At 69.5% G+C, this 19,966-nt stretch carries 15 protein-coding genes; 6 read left to right on the top strand and 9 right to left on the bottom strand.

All coding sequences use genetic code 11. From position 1 onward, the window contains the following. Positions 1–64 precede the first annotated feature (64 nt). The 5 genes from ACQEVU_RS21085 to eda form a co-directional block, all read right to left on the bottom strand. A complete protein-coding gene (locus ACQEVU_RS21085) occupies positions 65–634 on the bottom strand; it encodes an OsmC family protein (RefSeq protein ID WP_433326033.1) in 570 nt (189 codons plus the stop codon). A gap of 33 nt (positions 635–667) precedes the next feature. After that, positions 668–1,816: an NAD(P)/FAD-dependent oxidoreductase gene (locus ACQEVU_RS21080; RefSeq protein ID WP_433326031.1), complete on the bottom strand. Its 1,149-nt coding sequence runs from the start codon at positions 1,814–1,816 to the stop codon at positions 668–670. Between the two features lie 69 nt (positions 1,817–1,885). Then, entirely contained in the window at positions 1,886–3,511 is a 1,626-nt protein-coding gene (locus tag ACQEVU_RS21075; RefSeq protein WP_433326029.1) for an alpha/beta fold hydrolase, read from the bottom strand. 59 nt (positions 3,512–3,570) lie between these two features. Continuing rightward, a complete protein-coding gene (locus tag ACQEVU_RS21070; RefSeq protein ID WP_433326027.1) occupies positions 3,571–4,674 on the bottom strand; it encodes a sugar kinase in 1,104 nt (367 codons plus the stop codon). Beyond that, positions 4,671–5,294: a bifunctional 4-hydroxy-2-oxoglutarate aldolase/2-dehydro-3-deoxy-phosphogluconate aldolase gene (gene eda / locus ACQEVU_RS21065; protein WP_433326025.1), complete on the bottom strand. Its 624-nt coding sequence runs from the start codon at positions 5,292–5,294 to the stop codon at positions 4,671–4,673. Before eda ends, ACQEVU_RS21070 begins: the two co-directional genes overlap by 4 nt. A 61-nt stretch (positions 5,295–5,355) precedes the next feature. Here eda and ACQEVU_RS21060 point away from each other — a divergent pair, with 61 nt between their 5' ends. The 3 genes from ACQEVU_RS21060 to ACQEVU_RS21050 all read left to right on the top strand — a co-directional run bounded on the left by ACQEVU_RS21060 (position 5,356) and on the right by ACQEVU_RS21050 (position 11,946). Then, entirely contained in the window at positions 5,356–6,132 is a 777-nt protein-coding gene (locus ACQEVU_RS21060) for an IclR family transcriptional regulator (protein WP_433326023.1), read from the top strand. 179 nt (positions 6,133–6,311) lie between these two features. Continuing rightward, a complete protein-coding gene (locus ACQEVU_RS21055) occupies positions 6,312–7,568 on the top strand; it encodes a D-alanyl-D-alanine carboxypeptidase family protein (protein ID WP_433326021.1) in 1,257 nt (418 codons plus the stop codon). Positions 7,569–8,058: 490 nt separating this feature from the next. Beyond that, complete coding sequence (locus ACQEVU_RS21050; RefSeq protein WP_433326019.1) at positions 8,059–11,946, top strand: ThuA domain-containing protein; 3,888 nt, start codon at positions 8,059–8,061, stop codon at positions 11,944–11,946. Between the two features lie 100 nt (positions 11,947–12,046). Here ACQEVU_RS21050 and ACQEVU_RS21045 read toward each other — a convergent pair whose 3' ends face one another. Beyond that, complete coding sequence (locus ACQEVU_RS21045) at positions 12,047–12,355, bottom strand: hypothetical protein (protein ID WP_433326017.1); 309 nt, start codon at positions 12,353–12,355, stop codon at positions 12,047–12,049. A gap of 20 nt (positions 12,356–12,375) precedes the next feature. On the opposite strand from ACQEVU_RS21045, the gene ACQEVU_RS21040 reads away from it, so the two are divergent. Together ACQEVU_RS21040 and ACQEVU_RS21035 are read left to right on the top strand one after the other, a co-directional pair. After that, the gene (locus ACQEVU_RS21040) at positions 12,376–12,822 is read left to right on the top strand and encodes a carbohydrate-binding protein (RefSeq protein ID WP_433326015.1); all 447 of its coding nucleotides are present in this window, start codon (positions 12,376–12,378) and stop codon (positions 12,820–12,822) included. 361 nt (positions 12,823–13,183) lie between these two features. Further along, on the top strand, positions 13,184–13,630 hold the full coding sequence (locus ACQEVU_RS21035) for a hypothetical protein (RefSeq protein ID WP_433326013.1): 447 nt from the start codon (positions 13,184–13,186) through the stop codon (positions 13,628–13,630). 248 nt (positions 13,631–13,878) lie between these two features. Here the strand turns inward: ACQEVU_RS21035 and ACQEVU_RS21030 are convergent, their stop codons facing one another. After that, positions 13,879–14,493 carry a hypothetical protein gene (locus tag ACQEVU_RS21030; RefSeq protein ID WP_433326011.1) on the bottom strand — a complete coding sequence of 205 codons (615 nt, stop codon included), beginning with the start codon at positions 14,491–14,493 and terminating at the stop codon, positions 13,879–13,881. Between the two features lie 395 nt (positions 14,494–14,888). On the opposite strand from ACQEVU_RS21030, the gene ACQEVU_RS21025 reads away from it, so the two are divergent. Then, entirely contained in the window at positions 14,889–16,568 is a 1,680-nt protein-coding gene (locus ACQEVU_RS21025; protein ID WP_433326009.1) for a transposase, read from the top strand. Between the two features lie 110 nt (positions 16,569–16,678). On the opposite strand, the gene ACQEVU_RS21020 is transcribed toward ACQEVU_RS21025, so the two are convergent. Together ACQEVU_RS21020 and ACQEVU_RS21015 are read right to left on the bottom strand one after the other, a co-directional pair. Beyond that, complete coding sequence (locus tag ACQEVU_RS21020; protein WP_433326007.1) at positions 16,679–17,158, bottom strand: RDD family protein; 480 nt, start codon at positions 17,156–17,158, stop codon at positions 16,679–16,681. Between the two features lie 832 nt (positions 17,159–17,990). After that, on the bottom strand, positions 17,991–19,772 hold the full coding sequence (locus ACQEVU_RS21015) for a reverse transcriptase domain-containing protein (protein ID WP_433322733.1): 1,782 nt from the start codon (positions 19,770–19,772) through the stop codon (positions 17,991–17,993). Positions 19,773–19,966: the final 194 nt, after the last annotated feature.

Here is a 19,966-nt window from a genome sequence, read left to right as displayed (position 1 = left end):
TCGGCATGACCCGACGCGGCCGTCCGGTCATCGGCCTGGGCCGGTGACCGGACGAAGCGCGACGTCACGCCGTCTCGACCTCGACGTCGACCGGAACGTGGTTGGTGAGCATGTCGAACACGGCGGACCGGGCCCGGGACTGCTCGAGGACCGCCCGGAGCACATCAGCCGGTGCGTCGCCCTTGATGGTGAACCGGACCGAGATCTTCTCGAAGCCGTTGCGGACGGCGGGATCCAGGCCGAGGATTCCGTTGAGGTCGATGTCGCCGGCCACAATGGACCGTACCTCGGTGAGCCGCACGCCCCGTGCCGCCGCGATGTTGACCAGGCCCGCGGTGAGGCAGGCGGCGAGAGCGTGCAGCAGATACTCCACCGGGGTCGGCGCGTTGTCCTGGCCGACCAGCACCGTTGGGTGATCGGCGTCGGCCTCGAATGCGCGCTCGTGGGTGCGCTCCTCGCCGACGCCGAAGTAGCCGTGGATCGTGCTGCGGCTGTGGGTGCCGTTGAGCCACTCGTTGCTGGCCCGGAACTGGAAGGACGCCGCCTGCGGCGCCGCCTTCACCGCGTCGAGGGTGGCAAACAGGGCCGCGGTGTCGACTCCGTTCCGCACGCTGTTGTTGACGGTTGGGGTCATGGTTGTCTCCTTTGGTGGGTGCCGCTGGCCCGGTCAGGCCAGGGTGCGAATCGGCAGGGCGTTCAGGGCGGCTGCCTCCCCATCGATGGCCCGGCCGAGCCGGCCCATCAGGCCGACGAAATCGGCCACGGGCGGGTAGGCGCCGAGGGCGCAGGTGAGGTCGAAGATGTCCGCCAGGGCAGCGTCCCGGTGCTGTTGGTATGCGCCCAGCGCGGCCGCCTCGTCGTCCCGCCCACGCAGGGCGGCGTCCAGGCCGGCGGCGAGCAGCTCGGCGTCGCGGAACGCGTCGCTGATGCCATGCGCGCTGATCGGGTCGCGATGGAACCCGGCGTCGCCGACGAGCGCCCATCCCGGTCCGCCGGCCCGGCGCACGTGGTTCGGCGATCTGCGCATGCCGCTGACCGGCGCGGTACGCCGGCCGCCACGCAGCCGGCTCGCGAGGCTCGGGGCGAACCGCTGCAGATCGGCGTCGAAGTCGCGGCGGCCGGAGAGGGCCGGCGTGCAGATCCAGACGCACGCCTCGCCGTCGTGGGTGGGAAAGATGCCGGCGAGTGCGCCGTGCGTCACGTAGAACTCGATACCGGCCCATGGCAGGCCGGCATAGTAGGTGTAACGGGCCGAACCCCCGTCAGGGCGGCGGTCGACCAGTTCGGCATCGACGCAGCGGGCGACCCGCGAGTGCAGGCCGTCGGCACCCACCACGAACCGGGCGCTCAGCTCGACGTCGCGGCCGGCCCGGTCGTGCCCGAACACCCCGGTGACCCGGCCGATGCGGTCGCGCCGCACCCCGACCACATTCAGGCCGGTGCGCAGCTGTGCTCCGGACCGCACCGCCGCCTCGGCCAAGAGGGTGTCGAGGACGAATCGGCGAGGCGCGAGAAAGTACTCGACCTGCTGCGACGGCCGCACCGGCCGGGTGACCGAACCCTCAGCCCGGTGGAACGTGACTTCGCGCAGCTCGGGAGCGCCGCTCGTCCGCACGTCGTCCAACAGGTCCCACCGACGCAGCGCGACCATCCCGGTACGGGAGATCTGGTGGGTGGACACCGTGTCGCTGGGCAGGTCGGCCCGGTCCACGACCGCCACATCGTGGCCGAGCCGTCCGAGCAGGCCGGCCAGCGCCGAGCCGGCGACGCGGGCGCCGACGACAATCACGTCGTGGGTACTGCGGACAACCTTCATGCCACCACGATCGGGCTGAGCGGGGCGTGAAGCTTGGAGACGAGCTGACGAAGTTCTGGAGATCGGGCGTCAGACAACGACCTCGAACACCGGCAGGCCGGCGATGAGCGGGCCGCCATGCGCGGCGAACGCCAGACCCCAGCCGGCGACGAGCTCGGTAACCGTGCGCGAGACCAGCACCGAACCAGGCTCGGCCGCTCGGGCCAGGCCACTGGCGACGCTGACCGCCATCCCGGACAGCTGGTCGCCGCGACGCTCGACTTCGGCAGTATGCACCCCGATGCGGACCGTGGCGCCGAGCGGCGCGAACGCGCTGCGCAGCTCGCACGCGGCCCGGACCCCGCGGCCGGGGCCGTCGAACGTACACAGCAGGCCGTCCGCGGTGATACTGATCAGCGCGCCCCGGTGCTGTTGAACCCCTTGCCGCACCACGGCAATCTGATCGTCCGGGATCGGGGCGAACGCGCCGGACTCCGCAACCACGATGAACACCACCGTCGCCAGGAAGCGATCCTCCGCCGGCGGCGCCGCCGAGCCGCTGACGAACCGCTCCACCGCGGCCAGGATCGGTCCGGTGTCGCCGCTGAACAGGAAGTGATCGCTACCGGGAAGCTCGACGAGCTCAGCGTCGGGGATCCCGCGGACCACGGCGTGCGCATGCTCGATGCCGTAGATTGCGTCCTCGCTGCGGTGGACCACCAACGCGGGAACGTGGATGCTCGGCAGCAGGGGCGTCACGTCGATCGCGCTCATCAGCTCCACCAGCCGCCGCGCAGTACCGGGCGTCGCACCTTGTCGTTCCAGCCGGCCCAGGAAGCGGCGGCCGGCCGCTGTGGCACCCATCGACGAGGCGAGCCAGGCATAGATCCGGCCGCTGCCCCAGCGCCGCTCCACCGCCGCGAACTCGGGGCGGTCGGGCTGGCCGACCCACTGGTGCCGGGCCCACGTCCCGTGCAGGACGAGGCGCTCGACCCGCTCCGGGCAGGCCGCGGCCAGCAGCACCGACAGCGAACCGCCCTCTGAGGACCCGAAGACGCTGGCCCGGTCCATGCCGACCGCATCCATCACTGCCCGCACATCGTCGGCCCGCTGATCCAGCGGCGGCGCCTCGTCCCGGCCGAGCCGGTCCGACAGCCCCGTACCCCGCTTGTCCAGCAGAGCCACCCGGCAGAACCTCCCCAGGCCGCGCAGGAACCGGGCGATCGCCGGATGTTCCCACTGCACCTCGATGTTGGTGGCGAAGCCCAGAATGAGCACGAGATTCGGGCCGTCGCCGAAGCACTGGTACGCGATCGAGGCACCGTCGTTGACGACATAGTGGGTCGGCGGGACCGGATACACCTCGCCGTCCGGCGCAGGCTCAGGCACCGGTGCCGTCGCCTCGTCCTCCACCGAAACCTCGGCGACGAACCGATAGCCTCGGCCGTGCACGGTCTTGATGAGCCGCTGAGCCTGGCCACTGTCGCCGACCGCCCGACGCGCCTGCTTGATCCGCGTCGTCAGCGCCGACTCGGAGACGAACCGGTCGCCCCAGACCGCAGTGAACAACTCCTCCTTCGACACCACCCGGCTCCGGTGCGCCAGGAGATGGGCAAGAATGTCGAAGACCTGCGGCTCGACCTCCACCGTCCGGCCAGCAGAACGCAGCTCGAACGCATCGGTGTCGAGCTCCAGTCCACCGAAGCGGTAGCGCACGGACAAAGACTAGCCGAGGCCCTGCATCGAGGGCCTCAGCTATCGCCCTGATCTGACCGTCAGCGCTGGACGCGGGCCCCGGCGCCGCGCACCAGCGCCTCCACCTCGGCAAGGCTGGCCATCGAGGTGTCGCCGGGGGTGGTCATCGCCAGCGCGCCGTGCGCGGCGCCGTACTCCACGGCCGTCGCCAGGTCGCCGTCGCGTTCCAGCAGGCCGAAGATCAGGCCCGACGCGAAGCTGTCACCGCCGCCGACCCGGTCGAGGATCTCCAGGGCGGGCCGGTGAGTCGCCTCGGCGAACGCCCCGTCGGCCCACGCCACGGCGCCCCAGTCGTTCACCGTCGCGCTGCGCACGCCCCGCAGGGTGGTCGCGACGACCTTGAAGTTGGGGTACTCCTGGACCACCGCCTCGATCATCGACTTGAAGTTGCCGGCGTCGAGCGATCCGCCGTGGATGTCGGTGTCCGGCACCGCGAAGCCCAGGCACGCGGTGAAGTCCTCCTCGTTGCCGATCATCACGTCGACGAGGCCGGCGAGACGACGGTTCACCTCCCGGGCACGGTCCTGGCCGCCGACGGCCTTCCACAGGCTGGGCCGGTAGTTGAGGTCGTAGGACACGATCGTGCCGTGCCGGCGGGCGGCCGTCATCGCGGCCTCCACCGTCTGCGCCGCCGTCTCCGACAGGGCCGCGTAGATGCCACCGGTGTGCAGCCACCGCACGCCCAGCGTGCCGAAGAGATGGTCCCAGTCGACGTCGCCCGGCTCGAGCCGGCTGGCCGCGGAGTGCCCGCGATCCGAGGTGCCGACGGCGCCGCGCACCCCGAAGCCGCGCTCGGTGAAGTTCAGGCCGTTGCGCACGCTCCGGCCGATTCCGTCGTACGGCATCCAGGTGATGAGGCTCGTGTCGACGCCACCCTGCAGGATGAGGTCCTCGAGCAACCGGCCGACCTCATTGTCGGCGAACGCGGTGACCACCGCGGTCCGCAGCCCGAAGCAGCGGCGCAGGCCACGGGCGACGTTGTATTCGCCGCCACCCTCCCAGACCTTGAACTGCCGGGCGGTGCGGACGCGGCCCTCGCCGGGGTCGAGCCGCAGCATGACCTCGCCGAGCGAGACCAGGTCGAACCGGCAGTCGTCCTTCGACCTCGGGGTCAGGCCGCTCACGCCGCACCCCCCGCCACTGCCAGCGCCTCCGCCGCACGGGTGGTGATCTCGTCCCACTGCTCGCCGGCGATCAGGTCGGCCGGGGCGATCGCGGTCGCGCCGACCGCGAGCACGGCCGGCAGGGCCAGATACTCCGGCATGACGGCGGTGGTGACACCGCCGGTCGGGATGAACCGCACCCCGCGGTACGGCGCGGAGAGCGCCTTGATCGTCTTCGCCCCGCCGAGTTGCTGCGCCGGGAAGAACTTGACGATGTCGAGGCCGGCGTCGACGGCCATCTGGATCTCGGTGGCGGTGGCGACGCCGGGGAACACCGGCACTGCCGCGTCCTGGCAGGCGCGGACCACGGCCGGCGCGAAGCCCGGTGTCACGACGAACCGGGCACCGGCCGCGATCGCCGCATCCGCCTGCGCGGCGGTCAGCACCGTGCCGGCGCCGACGACGAGGTCGTCCCTGACGGCGAGCGACTTGATGGCATCGAGCCCGGCATCGGTCCGCAGCGTCACCTCGGCGACGGCGAGACCGCCGTTGACCAGCGCACTACCGAGCGCGTCGGCGTGCCGGGCGTCTTCGATGACGACGACCGGCAGCACCCTGCCGATCCGAAGTTGTTCATCCACATGAACGGTAATCACATACCTGACCATACTGGAGACGCCAAGCGTTCGCTACAGTTGCGCCGTGCCCACTGCGCAAGAGGACTTCCAGCCCGTCAAGTCGGCTGGACGCACGCTCGACCTGCTCGAGCTGCTCGCCGACCAGCCCCAGGCCTGGACCCTGGTCGACCTCTCCCGCGCGCTCGACATCCCGAAGAGCAGTCTGCACGGCCTTCTGCGCACGCTGACCAGCCGCGGCTGGGTGCGGACCGACGACACCGGCACCCGCTTCCGCCTCGGCATGCGCGCGCTGCGGGTCGGCGCCGCCTTCCTCGACGGGGACGACACGGTCGGCCTGCTCGGCGCCATCCTCGACGAGCTGGCACGACGCTTCGGCGAGGCCGTCCACCTCGGACGGCTCGACGGCGACCAGGTCGTGTACCTCGCCAAGCGCGAGTCGACCCACCGCCTGCGCCTCTACAGCGCGATCGGCCGCCGCCTGCCGGCCCACGCCACCGCGCTGGGCAAGGCACTGCTCGCCGAGCACCCGGACCAGGCGGCCGACCGGATGCTCACCTGGCCCCTGCAGCGGCTCACGCCCCACACGGTCACCGACCGCCGCGCCTTCCACGCCGGCCTGGCCGCCGTACGCGCGGCCGGATACGCCGTGGACCGGGAGGAGAATACCGAGGGCATCCAGTGCATCGCGATGGCCGTACCGCTGGCGACGCCGGCGGTCGACGCGGTGAGCGTCTCGGTGCCGGTGTCCCGCCTCCGGCCGGACCTCGAGACGTCGATCGTCGCGGCGCTGCGGGAAACGGTCGGCGGCCTCGGCCAGGCCCGCAGCATGCTGACCGCCTGACGTCAGGGGTCAGCTTCAAAGCGACCGCGAATCATCGCCCTGGAACTCGGGCGGCCATGACGGATGGGCGCTGAGACGTTAGCCAGCGGTCGGATCGGGTAGGGCGGAGCGCCGCCTTGCGGAGCGCCGCCTTCGTGCCGCGGCTTGACCGTTTGAGCGATCGTCCGTGGGAGTTCGGGTTGACCAGTACCGAAGTGGAGCCGGAGCCGGTAATGGTGCCGCCGCCGGCCCGTCGTCGACGGCTGTGGTTGTGGCTGTCCGTGGCTGTGGTGGTCACGGTGCTGACCGCCGGCGGGTTCGTCGCGTTCATGCTCAACCGTCCGGTGCCGGCGCCGCGGGTCGTGCAGACCGTTCCGCAGATGTACGCGATCCCCGGCGGCGCGCCGGTGCTGCCGTGGCCGCAGGCCGGGCAGGCCGCGCTCGAGGTCGACGGGCTCGGCCGGCTGGGCGGCTCCGGCGGTTCGCGGCCAGTGCCGATCGCCAGCGTCGCCAAGGTGATGACGGCGTACATCATCCTGCGCGACCATCCGCTGCGCTTGAACGAGGACGGCCCCACGCTGACCGTCACGGCCGCGGAGGCCGCCGCCTACCCGGCCCAGCTCGCCGGCGGGGAGTCGCTGATCCCCGTGACGGCCGGCGAGGAGCTCACCGAACGCCAGGCGCTCCAGGCCCTGCTGCTGCCCTCGGCCAACAACATCGCCCACATCCTCGCCCGCTGGGACGCCGGCAGCGACGCCGCGTTCGTGGCCGAGATGAACCAGGCCGCGACCCAGCTCGGGATGGCCAACACGCACTACACCGACCCGGCCGGGCTCGACCCGGCCACCGTCAGCACCGCCGCCGACCAGGTCATCCTCGCCCACGCCGCGATGCAGCTGCCGGTGCTGGCCCAGATCGTGGCGATGCCGCAGGCCACGCTCCCCGGCGTCGGGCCGGTCAAGAACGTCAACTCCCAGCTCGGCAAGGACGGGATGATCGGCATCAAGACCGGCTCCACCGATCAGGCCGGCGGCTGCCTGCTCTTCGCGGCCGAGATCACCGTCGAAGGGCAGCGGCTGAGGATCCTCGGTGCCGTGCTCGCACCCGGCCCGAACATGGCCGACGCCTTCGACGCCAGCCGTCATCTGATTCAGGCCGTGACGGGCCTGCTGCACAAGTACCAGGTCGTGCGGGCCGGCGAGGTCGTGGCGACCGTCCAGGGGCCGAGGAACCGCAGCACCGCCCTCGCCGCAGCGGGCGACGTGAACGTGCTCGGCTGGCCCGGGCTGACCTACCGGGTCGAGACCCCGACGGCCGTGCCGGGCCGCATCGCCGCGGGCGCCGGTGTCGGCGCGCTCACGCTCACCGCCTCGGACACGACCGTGACCGGCGCCCTGCATGCCACCAACGCGCTGCGACCACCCAGCCGGTGGGAGCGCATCGCCTACCGAAGGTGATGAACGCCGGAACGTCGCGCTCGGCGGTGCGTGCGCCGCGGCCTGTGCCGCCGGCCACGTGCCGCCGCGCGTGTATGGCCGCCCCGAGGCGATCACTGTAGAGCGCTCTCTCGCCGCGTCACACTCCCGGCCGTCGATGACAGAGCACGGCAGGCGTGAATATCCAGCCAGTCAGCCCGACTGCGACACGGATAGCGCCGCTCACCACGTGACAACGACGGCAGTCTCTGCTTAACTATCGGCACGCCGGCGAGAGAGCGCTCTCCGGCAGCCGGCGACTCCCCCGACGCAAGAGGAGGAGGCGACCCACCCGACACCCCACCCATCTGCGTGAACACCGTTCGCCGCCGCACACGGCGATCGGCCCGGACGCCGCAACAGCGTCCGCGATGTCCCGCGACCTTCGGCGAGGCGCGGGCGTCACCCGCCCTTACAGACGTGATCGGCGCACGTCGGTTCGTGGTTTTCTCATGGAGAGGTACATCCGATCATGTTTCGCAGAGTGCTGCTCTGCGTCGCCGTCGTGCTCGCCGGGGTAGGCATCAACATCGCCCCCGCGTTCGCCGCCGACTTCTCGGTGCTGATCTTCAGCAAGACCGCGGGGTTCCGGCACGACTCGATCCCGGCGGGCATCGCCGCGATCCAGCAACTCGGCACGCAGAACAACTTCTCGGTCGAGGCGACCGAGGACGCCGCCCAGTTCAACGACGCCAACCTGGCCCGGTTCAAGGCGGTCATCTGGCTGTCCACCACCGCTGACGTGCTCGACGCCAACCAGCAGGCCGCGTTCGAACGCTACATCCGGGCCGGCGGCGGCTACGTCGGCGTGCACGCCGCGGCCGACACCGAGTACGACTGGCCCTGGTACGGCGGCCTCGTGGGCGCCTGGTTCTCGAGCCACCCGGCGATCCAGCCGGTCCGGGTGCGGATCGAGGACACCACCCACCCGTCGACGGCCGGCCTGCCGGCGACCTGGAACCGGACCGACGAGCTCTACAACTACCGCACCAACCCGCGGGCCACGACGCACGTGCTGGCCAACCTCGACGAGACCAGCTACACCGGCGGCACCATGAACGGCGACCACCCGATCTCGTGGTGCCGCGCCTACGACGGCGGCCGCTCGTGGTACACCGGCCTCGGCCACACCATCGAGAGCTTCAGCGAGGCCAACTTCCGCACCCACCTGCTCGGCGGCATCCGCTACGCCGCGCAGGGCACCGGCAACTGCACCGTCGGCACCCAGCCGCCGGCCGCCGGCACCTTCTCGCAGGTGACGCTGGCCAAGGGCGCGGCCGAGACCGGTGAGCCGATGGGGCTCACCGTCCTGCCCAACCGCGGCGTGCTGCACACCTCCCGTGACGGCGTCATCCGGTACACCGACGTCAACGGCAACACCAAGGTGGCGGGGACGCTGTCGGTCTACAGCCACGACGAGGAGGGCCTGCAAAGCATCAAGGCGGACCCGAACTTCGCCAGCAACCACTGGGTGTACGTCTACTACGCGCCACCGCTGAGCACCCCCGCCGGCGACGCACCGGCGACCGGTACGGCGGCGCAGTTCGCCCCGTTCAACGGCTCCAACAAGCTGGCCAGGTTCACCGTCCGGGACGACAACACGATCGACCTGGCCTCGCAGGTGACGATCCTGGACGTGCCGACCAGCCGGGGGCAGTGCTGCCACGTCGGTGGTGACATCGACTTCGACGCGGCCGGCAACCTCTACCTGTCCACCGGTGACGACACCAACCCGTTCGACTCGGCCGGCTCCGCGCCGCTCGACGAGCGGCCCGACCACAACCCCGCGTTCGACGCGCAGCGCACCGCCGCCAACAGCAACGACCTGCGCGGCAAGGTGCTGCGGATCAAGCCGGGCGCCACCGGCGGCTACACCATCCCGGCCGGCAACATGTTCGCCCCGGGTACGGCGAAGACCCGGCCCGAGATCTACGCCATGGGCTTCCGCAACCCGTTCCGGATGAGCGTCGACAAGGCCACCGGGGTCGTCTACCTCGGTGACTACGGCCCCGACGCGGGCACCGCCGACCCGCAGCGCGGGCCGGCCGGCACGGTGGCGTTCGACCGGATCACCGGGCCGGGCTTCTTCGGCTGGCCGTACTGCTCCAACTACAACACCCCCTACCAGGAGTACACGTTCCCCAACGGGCCGTCGGCCGGCCCGTACAACTGTGCCGGTGGGCCGACGAACAACTCGCCGAACAACACGGGCATCACCACGCTCCCGCCGTCGAAGGCGGGCTGGCTGCCGTACGGCGGCCAGGGTCCTTGGCGGCCCGAGCTGGGCGGCGGCGGCCCGATGGGCGGCCCGGTCTACAACTTCAACCCCGCGCTGGTCTCCGATGTGAAGTTCCCGTCCTCGTACAACGGGAAGGTCTTCCTCGGCGAGTTCACCAGCCGGTGGATCAAGACAGTCACCCTGAACGGCGACGGCACGGCCGGCGCGATCGACGCGTTCCCGTGGACCGGAACCGCGATCATGGACATGGAGTTCGGGCCGGACGGCGCCCTGTACGTGCTCGACTACGGCACCGGCTGGTTCGGCGGCGACGCCAACTCGGCCCTCTACCGCATCGAGTACAACAGCGGCGGCAACCGGGCACCGATCGCCCAGGCCAGCGCCACCCCGAGCGCCGGCGCGGCGCCGCTGACCGTGCAGTTCAGCTCGGCCGGCAGCAACGACCCGGACGGTGACGCGATCACCTACGCCTGGGACTTCACCACCGACGGCACGACCGACTCCACGGCGGCGAACCCGACGTTCACCTACCCCGCCAACGGGGAGTACACCGCCACGCTGACGGTGCGGGACACCGGCGGCCGGATATCCACCGCCAGCACGGTCATCGGCGTCGGCCGGCCATCGGTCACGCTGGTCACACCGGTCAACGGATCGCTGTTCAAGTTCGGTGACGCGGTGCCGTTCGAGGTCCGGGTCACCGATCCGAACACCGGGACCGTCGACTGCAACCGGGTCACGGTCAGCTACATCCTGGGCCACGACAGCCACGGCCACCCGATCACCAGCAAGAACGGCTGCACCGGGACGATCCAGACCAGTGTGGACGGTGAGCACGACGCGTCCGCGAACATCTTCGGGGTGATCAACGCGCAGTACACCCCGGTCAGCGGCAGCGCGGTCCAGGACCAGCGGGTGCTGCAGCCGCTGACCCGGCAGGCCGAACACTACGGGTCGATGAGCGGCGTCCAGCTCGCCGCCAAGCCGAGCGCGCACGGCGGCAACGCCGTCGGGTTCATCGAGAACGGCGACTGGATCTCGTTCAACCCGTACAACCTGGCCGGCGCCACCGGATTCTCGGCGCGCGTCGCCTCGGCCGGCATCGGCGGGACGATCACGCTGCGGACCGACTCGCCGACCGGTCCGGCGGTGGGCTCGGTGCAGGTCGCCCCGACCGGCGGCTGGGAGACCTGGGTCGACGTGACGGGGACGGTGACCCCGCCGTCCGGCACGCACCAGCTGTACCTGGTCTTCACCGGCGGTACCACCGGCTCGCTTTTCGACATCGACGACTTCACGTTCACCACCGGCACGACGCCGCCGCCCACGTCGGGCAACCTGGCGCTGAACCGGCCGGCGACCGCGTCGAGCACGGAGAACGCCGGGACCCCGGCATCGGCCGCGGTGGACGGCTTGGCCACGACCCGCTGGTCGAGCGCCTTCTCCGATCCACAGTGGATCCAGGTCGACCTGGGCCAGTCGTACTCGATCGACCGGGTGAAACTGACCTGGGAAGCCGCGTACGGCAAGAACTACCAGATCCAGACCTCGGCCGACGGCACGAACTGGACCACGGTCCGCACCATCACCAACGGCGACGGCGGAGTGGACGACAACACCGCCCTCGGCGCCACCGGCCGCTACGTGCGCATCAACGGCACCGCCCGCGGCACCGCGTACGGCTACTCGCTGTTCGAGTTCGAGGTGTACGGCGGTGGTACCACACCCCCGCCGGCCGGGAACCTGGCGCTGAACCGGCCGGCGACCGCGTCGAGCACGGAGAACGCCGGGACCCCGGCATCGGCCGCGGTGGACGGCTCCGCCACCACCCGCTGGTCGAGCGCCTTCTCCGATCCACAGTGGATCCAGGTCGACCTGGGCCAGTCGTACTCGATCAGCCGGGTGAAACTGACCTGGGAAGCCGCGTACGGCAAGAACTACCAGATCCAGACCTCGGCCGACGGCACGAACTGGACCACGGTCCGCACCATCACCAACGGCGACGGCGGGGTCGACGACAACACCGCCCTCGGCGCCACCGGCCGCTACGTGCGCATCAACGGCACCGCCCGCGGCACCGCGTACGGCTACTCATTGTTCGAGTTCGAAGTGTACGGCTGATCCACCCGAGCGCGGGGGCCCCGAGCGGGTCCCCGCGCTTCCTCAAGGCCGCCAAGAGCAACGGCGTCAACGTCGACGTCATCAACGCGATGACGATGGACTACGGCCACGCGGTCAGCGACATGGCGGCCGCGGCGAAGACGGCGGCGGCGGGCACGCTGAGCGCGGCGAAGAGCGCCGGGTTCACCAACGCCACGTACGCCAACATCGGGATCACCCCGATGATCGGCAACAACGACAGCCCCGGCGAGGTCGTCAGCCAGGCCAACGCGCAGAGCATCGTGTCCTGGGCGAAGTCCAACGGCGTCGGGCGGCTCGCCTTCTGGTCCGTCGGTCGCGACCAGCCGTGCGCGGGCGGCGGGGTCTCCCCCAACTGCTCCGGCCTCGGCGGCGCGTCGCTCGACTTCACGAAGATCTTCTTCGGCGGCGGTGGCGGCCTCCCGCCCACCACGAACCCCCCCGCCGACCACCCCGGGCGGCGGTGGCGGATCCTGCACCGCGCCCGTCTGGAACGCGGCGACCGCCTACGTCGGCGGCTCGGTCGTGTCCTACAACGGCCACAAGTACACGGCGAAGTGGTGGACCCAGGGCGAGCAGCCGAACCTCAACGTCGGCGACGGCAAGCCGTGGACCGACAACGGCGCATGCACCGGCGGCGGTGGCGGCACGACCACACCGCCCGGCGGGGGCGGTGGCACGACCACACCCCCGGGTGGCGGCGGCACGAGCACGGCCGCGCCGTGGGTGACCGGCCACGCGTACCACGTCGGCGACGTCGTGTCCTACAACGGGCGCAGCTACCGGTGCCTGCAGGCCCACACGTCGCAGCCGGACTGGAGCCCGCCGGCCGCGCCGAGCCTCTGGCAAGCGATCTAGCCGTACGAACGGGCAACGAACCGGCCCGCGGGCGGAGCCCCTCCGCCCGCGGGTCTCTGTGAGCCCAGGTCTTTCAGCAGGCGCGGTGATGTGGGTGTGGCGCGGGTATAGGTCCCGATCGCCCGATCAGCCGCTATTTGCGCGACTACCTATCGGTGAGTGCGCGGTCGTGTCAGGCGCGGGCCACGAGGTCTTCGGAGCCTGTGCAGATTTTGGCCCGCTCGTGGGCGCTGCAGGGTGATGTCGTGGCCGCGTCGGCGGCGAGGCCGTCCGTCGGACATGGCACCATCGTCCGTCGGAAGCGGAGGCATCTCTCGACCCGCGGTCGGGCACGCCACCGCAAGGCGACTGGGAGGCGAGAATGTACGAATTCCGAAACGCGACGGCTAGGTACCGGGGCGAGCAACTTGAGACGACCGACGCGGTGGCCGCGGCGCTCGACCGCACCCCACAGGTGTGGCCTGCGTTGTTCGACTGGGACGACGAGGATGAGTTCGGCGCGGTCACGCGGGACAACCTATGCGGACTGCTGTATCTGGACACCCCGGACGAGATGACGTGGGATCTCGGAATCGAGGAAGCCATCACGAGCATCGTCGAGGTTGAACCCGATGGCGAGGACGACCTGATCGAGCAGGCGCTCGCCGCGCAACCAGAAATCGTACGGGCTCGCCACGTCGACGTGGACTGGTTTCAGGTGAGCACAGCTCGTCCGCTGCGGGCCGACGAGGTGCTCGCCCGGTTCATCGACGCGCTTGCTGCCGCGCACCACAGATCGGCTCAGCGCGATGATGACGAGGGCATCTGACAGCAACGTCCTGCCGGACGTAGATCCGGACGCCAGCCGCCCGAGACTTGAGTGGTTCCGATGCGGGCGTGGGGCCGCACCGCTCTGCTTCCTGGACAACACCCGCGAAGCCTTGCCGGGGATGCTGCGCGAAGGCCGGGCCGGCGCGTCGCCGCCCCGCCACCCGTCCACCTCGTTGGCGTTGGCCTGCGGGGCCATAGCCACCCGGATGCGTCGACGACAGCATGGGCAGACGGCGAGTGCACCGGTCAACTGATATGAGGTAGCGCCGCAATCAGCGCGTCGAACACCGCGGGGTCGTATCGGTCCGCCCTCGCCGCAGGCAGTACGGCGGGAAGGCCGTCCGACGGCAGTCCCCAGCGCACCCGGCCGGGTGCGGCCAGCTCCAGCGCCTGGTACCACTCCCGCAACGGTTCCGCCAGCCGAACGTGCAACGCGAAGTTGCGACGTTGACGGGTCGGGTCGCCATCCCGGCGCCGGCGCAGCTCCTCAACGGACGGCAGGGAAACCAGTACCACGTCGGCGAAGCCGAGACGGCCGGCCGCGATGGCAGCCCGGTTCGCGGCCACCTCGAACGTCCACAGTTCTGGACTGGCCGCACCGATACGGACCAGCGACCAGGAATAGTGCAGCTTCAACGGGTCGTCGTCGCAGACGGCCAAGCCAGAGGCCCGCTCCCGCGCTACCGCGGCCTGCCACCGGCGGCAGTTCACCGCCGACCAGAAGGCAGCCTGCGCCGACAAGTCCCCGTCGTCCGGTTCCGCGCCGGTCGGCGCGTACTCGGCGACCAAATTTTCGGGGTGGTGGCGTCGGCACCACGTGGTCTTGCCGGCCGCGCTCGGGCCGGTCACCGCGACGATCACACCCGACAGTCTGCCCAACAACCAGCGCGAATCTCGCAACACCCCTGCCTCGCAACCGATCCGTCAGCAGCAACCCGCGAACGTCATGGGACGGTTGACACTTCCGATCCTTCTCCTAGCTTGAGTTTTATCCTGTGCAGCGCGGCCGGGGATTGTTCGACTTCTTCGGTTTCTTCGTTGGTGCCTGGGGTTTCCAGGCTTCCCCGCTGCTGGCGAGGTGGACCTGGTGGCGGGAGGCGGGTGGGTGTTGCGTCGGCCGGGTGGCCGTCCGGGTCCTGGCCGGCTGGGTTTCGGTGCGTTGGTGGGGCAGACGGGAGGCTGTCGCACAGCTTTCGATCTTCGGCTGTCGAGAGTCGTTGCTGCAATTCGTCCGCGGTTGACGATCATGTCGTGCCGTGGCATACAACTTCATCTCCTGTAGCGCGGACGGCTTGTCACTGCCCGGACATGACCTGCGTGGGTGGCTGCCGTCGCAGCATCTGTGCTGGCAGGTCCTGAAGATCGTCGGTGAGCTCGACCTGTCGGAGTTCCTGCGGGGCTACCGCACCGACGGCCAAGGCGCGGCCGCGTATCCACCGCAGGTGCTGCTGAGCTTGGTGCTGTATTGCTACTGCAAGGGCGTGCGCTCGTCACGCAGAATCGAGGGAGCATGCCTCGGCGATGTGGGCTGCCGGATCATCACCAGCAACCAGCACATCGACCATGCCACCATCGCGCGGTTCCTGCGCCGTCACCGCGACCGTATGAAGGCACTGTTCGTGCAGGTCCTGGCGCTATGCGCCCAGCGTGGGCTGGTGGACCTGTCCGCAGTCGCGGTGGACGGCTCGCCGATGCAGGCGGCCGCCGCCCGCTCCACCAACCGCAGCCTCCACGCTTTGGAAACCGTGATCGCCGATGGCGAGGTCGAGATTGACCAGTTGATGAGTGACATGGACAACCCGGCAGCCGCCGAAGAGGGCAAGCAGACCGCTGCCGGCAGCCGTCTGCGGCGGCTGTCCCGGCTCGGCGACCGCATGGCGCGAGCCCGGGCGGCCCGCGACAAGCTGTATGAGCGCGCGCTGCCCTCAGCCGGCGAGATCCGGATCAAGGTCGAGGCCGCCGAGCGGATGGTGGCCAGAGCCGCCCAGCGCTTGGCCGAGGTTACCGCCGCCCAGCAGCAGCGGCTGGCCGACTACGCCCGCCGGAGCCTGCAGGACCAGGCCGAGGGACGCCGGCGCGCCAACGGGCGCCCACCGGTCGCGGTCGAGGCCAAGACCAAGGTCGTCCGGCAGCACGCCCGGTTGGCAAGGGCGCAGGCCGCGCTGCACCGTGCGCTCAACCCCCGGCCGATCCCGTCGGCAGCGGCCAGGGCCTCACTTACCGATCCAACGTCGCGGCTCATGCTCGGCAAGCACGGCGGCTACGTGCAGGGCTACAACGTGCAGATCGCCTGCTCCCGCAACCAGGTCCTCCTCGCTATCGAACTGCACGACAACCCGTCAGACACCACTGCCCTGATCCCCGTCATCAGACGTGCTCGGCACAACTGCGCGACCGCGGGCCTGACCAGCGATGTCGCGGCATGGCTCGCGGACAGCGGATACGCCAGCACCGCGAACTTCACCGCCCTGGCCGACCTCCCGCTGCTCGTGTCGCTCACCAAGGAATACGACCAGACCAGGGCCACCACACCACCCAGCCACAACGCCCCCGCCGGCCACCGCGACATGGCGACCCGCCTGGCATCCCCCGAAGGCAAGCAGCTCTACGCCCGCCGCGGCGCCCTCGTCGAACCCGGCTTCGCCCAACTGTTCCAACGGTTCGGACGCCACCTGCACCACCGCGGCACCAACGACGTCGACGCCGAGATCAAACTACTCGGCGTCGTCCACAACCTGAACAAGATCTTTCGTCAGACGCCAGACGAAAGACCGCTTGACAGCCGAAGATCGAAAGCTGTGCGACAGCCTCTGCCGGTTCCCGCCAGCGCACCGAAACCCACCCGGCCAGGACCAGGCCGCCCACCCGGCTTGTCCCGCACCGGAACGCCGACAGCGTTCCGATTTCACCAGCCGAACCAGCATCAGGCACACTGATCACCGCAGCCCTTGTCTTCGTGGTCTCTGTCGTAAGAACCATGATCAGACAAGGGCTGTCCGCGTGATCACCGGGTCACATCGATGAACCCGGCAGGTTAAACGACAAGCTAAGCCCGGATCACCAGTGTGTTGGCGACCATGTCACCCACGCGCTGGCGTCGCGAGCTGCTCACTGCTACCAGGAAGCCCACGAGGTAGCTGGCGAACCCGTCCACCAAACGGAACGCGGTGCGAGCGAGAACCGGCAAGAACCCGGGTTTCCCGCCTGTAGCCGTGACCACCCGAATGCCGGTCACCCATTTGCCGATCGTCCGGCCCCATACGCTCTCGAGCACAATGTAGTAGAGGGCGACGATTCCGAAGTAGGCAAGGATCGCGGGGTAGTTGTCCGCGACGCGGGAAGCGAAATCGCCGTCGGTGGCCTCGTTGGTGCCGTCCAGCTGACTGGAGAGGCTCAACGGCAGACCCAGCGACGCGGCCAGAAGACGGTAGCCGACACCGAGCACGAGCAAATCAATCAAGGTGGCCACCACCCGCCGGCCGGTCACGTGGACGTTGCCGGTCAAGGGCTGGGCAAGTGCGGTCATGAGGTGACTCCTCTCAACGCGGTGCGCCAAGTCGATGAACAGAACCATTGGGCCGACCTGGCCGCAAGATAAGAGCGCCGGTCAACGGGAAACGATGTTGCCGATCGAGAAACGTCCTTGGAGTGTCGGCAAACCGGTAGACACCGCCGTCGATATTGCTGACGAGGCAACCTCGCCCACCTGCGTTGGGCCAGTTCTCCATGTTCGGCCAACCCTGGGGATCATGGAGGGGTGCATCACCTGAGCTGGGACAGCACTTGATCACCCCGAGCCAACCCCGTATATGTATGGCGAGTTTTGTGCGCTCTCGCAGTCGCGCACCGGCGGATTGCCGCTGAGCCGAAACACCGGCTGATGGCTCCGACTGACAGATTCCAGACAACTGCCCATCGACGCGCTGCCGGGGAGCTATCGGCGACTCGTACTGTTCCTCAGCGCCGCGATGCTTGAGCACGTGGAGCAAGGACTCTGGAGGTCCAGGATGGCGGACGCACTCGGGTAGAGGGAGCATGCCGCTGCCGCGCTTGGTGAAGCGCCCTGCGCCGAGGCTGGGCGGGCCGAGGTCGCCGCGTTTCGCCAGCCGCTGGGCCTAAGAGGTCCTAACAAAGTCGCACGACGTGTCGGTACGTGATGATGCAGGTGGCGAGGCCAAGGAAGGCTTCGTGGATGTCGTCGCGGCGTTCCCACCGGATGCGGAGTCGTTTCATCCCGTGGTACCAAGCGGATGGGTCGGCCGCGCGGCGAGGTGCCAGCCTTTTGGACTGGTCCTTTTCCGCGCGGCCTCCCGCCGAACCGGATTTGATGGTTTCCCGATCGTCCGGCTCTCCAGTGATTACTGCGTGAGCGGTATGGCTGGTTGCCCGGTGTGGACCTGGCCGTGGCAGGAGGCGCAGACCACGAGGGTTTTGCGTCGCCTGTTGGCCATGGCCTTGGCCCATTGGGGCTGCAGCGGCCCGGGTTGGCCGAGGTCGGCGAGCTTGCGGACGTGGTGGACTTCCACCTTGCCCGGTCGCTGGCAGATCTCGCAGACGTCCGCGAGGAGTCGTGAGACGAGTTCCTTGTGCGGGTGGTCGACCCGGATCGGTTGGCGGTCGGTGACCGTCGCCGTTTTCTGCCGGTGGAGTGGTGTCTCACCGAACCGTGCGACCAGTGGTTTCCTGCCGTCGCGTTCGATGCGTGCTTCGAAGCAGGTGCGTGGCCCGTGCGGTGTCTGGATTTTGGTTTTGTGCTTGGCCGCCATCTTCGACACCGTCGAGCGGTGCTTGCCCGCCAGGGTCTTGAGCATGGAGGTCTCCATGACCCAGCGCAGCCGGTGCAGTCGATAGACGTCCCCGGCCAGCAGGTAATACTGGACGATGCCCCGGTAGACGGCCCCGTAGGTGGCGACGATGGTGTGGTCGCTGCCGTTGGTCAGGGTCTTCTGCTTGGCGGGTTTGCCGCGGTGCAGGTAGGGGGCGGACTTGGCCTTGATCACGTCCCTGGGGACACGCAGGGCGATCTGGCCGTTGACGCGCCGGTAACGGCCGGTCTTCTTCGTGTCGTTGTGCTGGACGGTGATCTCGTAGCCGAGGAAACGGGCCGCGCCTGTGCGGGCGTGGGTGATCAGCGTCTTGTCCCGGGAGAGTTCGAGCTTGAGTTCGTCGCGCAGGAACTCGGCCAGGCGCTGTTTGATGTCTTCGGCTTCGGCTTTCGGGCCGGTGAACCCGAGCAGATGGTCGTCTGCGTACCTGCAGTACCGCAACCGCCGGTATCCCGGATCGTCCGGGTCGGCGCTGGGCAGGCTGACCATCCGCCGCCGCAGTGCCCGCGCCAGTGGGCGGTCACCACGCCGTCGGGCCTTGGCCAGCTGGTTCTGCAGGTCCAGGTAGGCAGGGTTGCGCGCCCTACGGCCCCCTCGGGTGTACTCCGGGATCAGGACTGTCTCGACGAACTGGTCCAGTTTGTGCAGGTAGATCGAGGACAGGACCGGCGAGGCCACGCCGCCCTGGGGAGCCCCGGACAGGGTGGCGCCCCATTTCCAGTCCTCCAGGTATCCGGCTGTGAGCATGTTGCGCACCAGCCGCAGGAACCGGTTGTCGTGGATCTTCTCCGACAGGGTCGTGATCATCAGGCCGTGATCGAGCGATCCGAAACAGTCGGCGATGTCGCCCTCGATGAACCAGGCCGTTCCGGTCCAGGTGTTGGCGATCTCCCGCAACGCGGTATGACAGCCTCGCCGTGGCCGGAACCCGTGGGACCGGTCGGAGAACGTCGGCTCGTAGTACGCCTCCAACAGCAGGCGGACCACCTCGCCGACGAGCTTGTCCGACCAGGTCGGCAGTCCCAACGGGCGGGTCTTCCCGTTCTTCTTCGGGATGTGCACCCGTCGCACCGGGCGGAATCGGTAGCGCTCGTGGCGCATCGCCGCGATGATGCGGCCGATCTTCGCCTGGGACATGCCGTCCACGGTCTCCTGCGTGACCCCGGGCGTCATCGCGCCGTGGTTGGCGTAAATGCGTCCGTAGGCCAGCAGATACAGCTGCGGGTTGAACAGTTGCCGATACAGCTCGTCAAGCGGCAGGCCGCGCCTGCCACGCTCACGCAGGACACCCAGCACCGTTGCGGCGCTCTGCATTACGCATACCTCTCAGTTCTGTGGTGTCCGATCACCTGGCCCCCTTCGCCCTGCAGACGGCTTTCCCGCCCTCCCTGGCCGGTCGTGACTCCGGCGACTACTACGAGGCCTCCGTCGCCATAGGACTCGCGTCCCACAGGCGATCCCGCGTTCGTCTCTGTTGTACGTAGCAGCGTGACGTAGGCGCCCCACTC

Origin of the sequence: Dactylosporangium sp. CA-139066, from assembly GCF_050936175.1 — a bacterium.
Classification (GTDB): domain Bacteria; phylum Actinomycetota; class Actinomycetes; order Mycobacteriales; family Micromonosporaceae; genus Dactylosporangium.
This window is presented reverse-complemented; position numbering and strand designations above follow the sequence as displayed.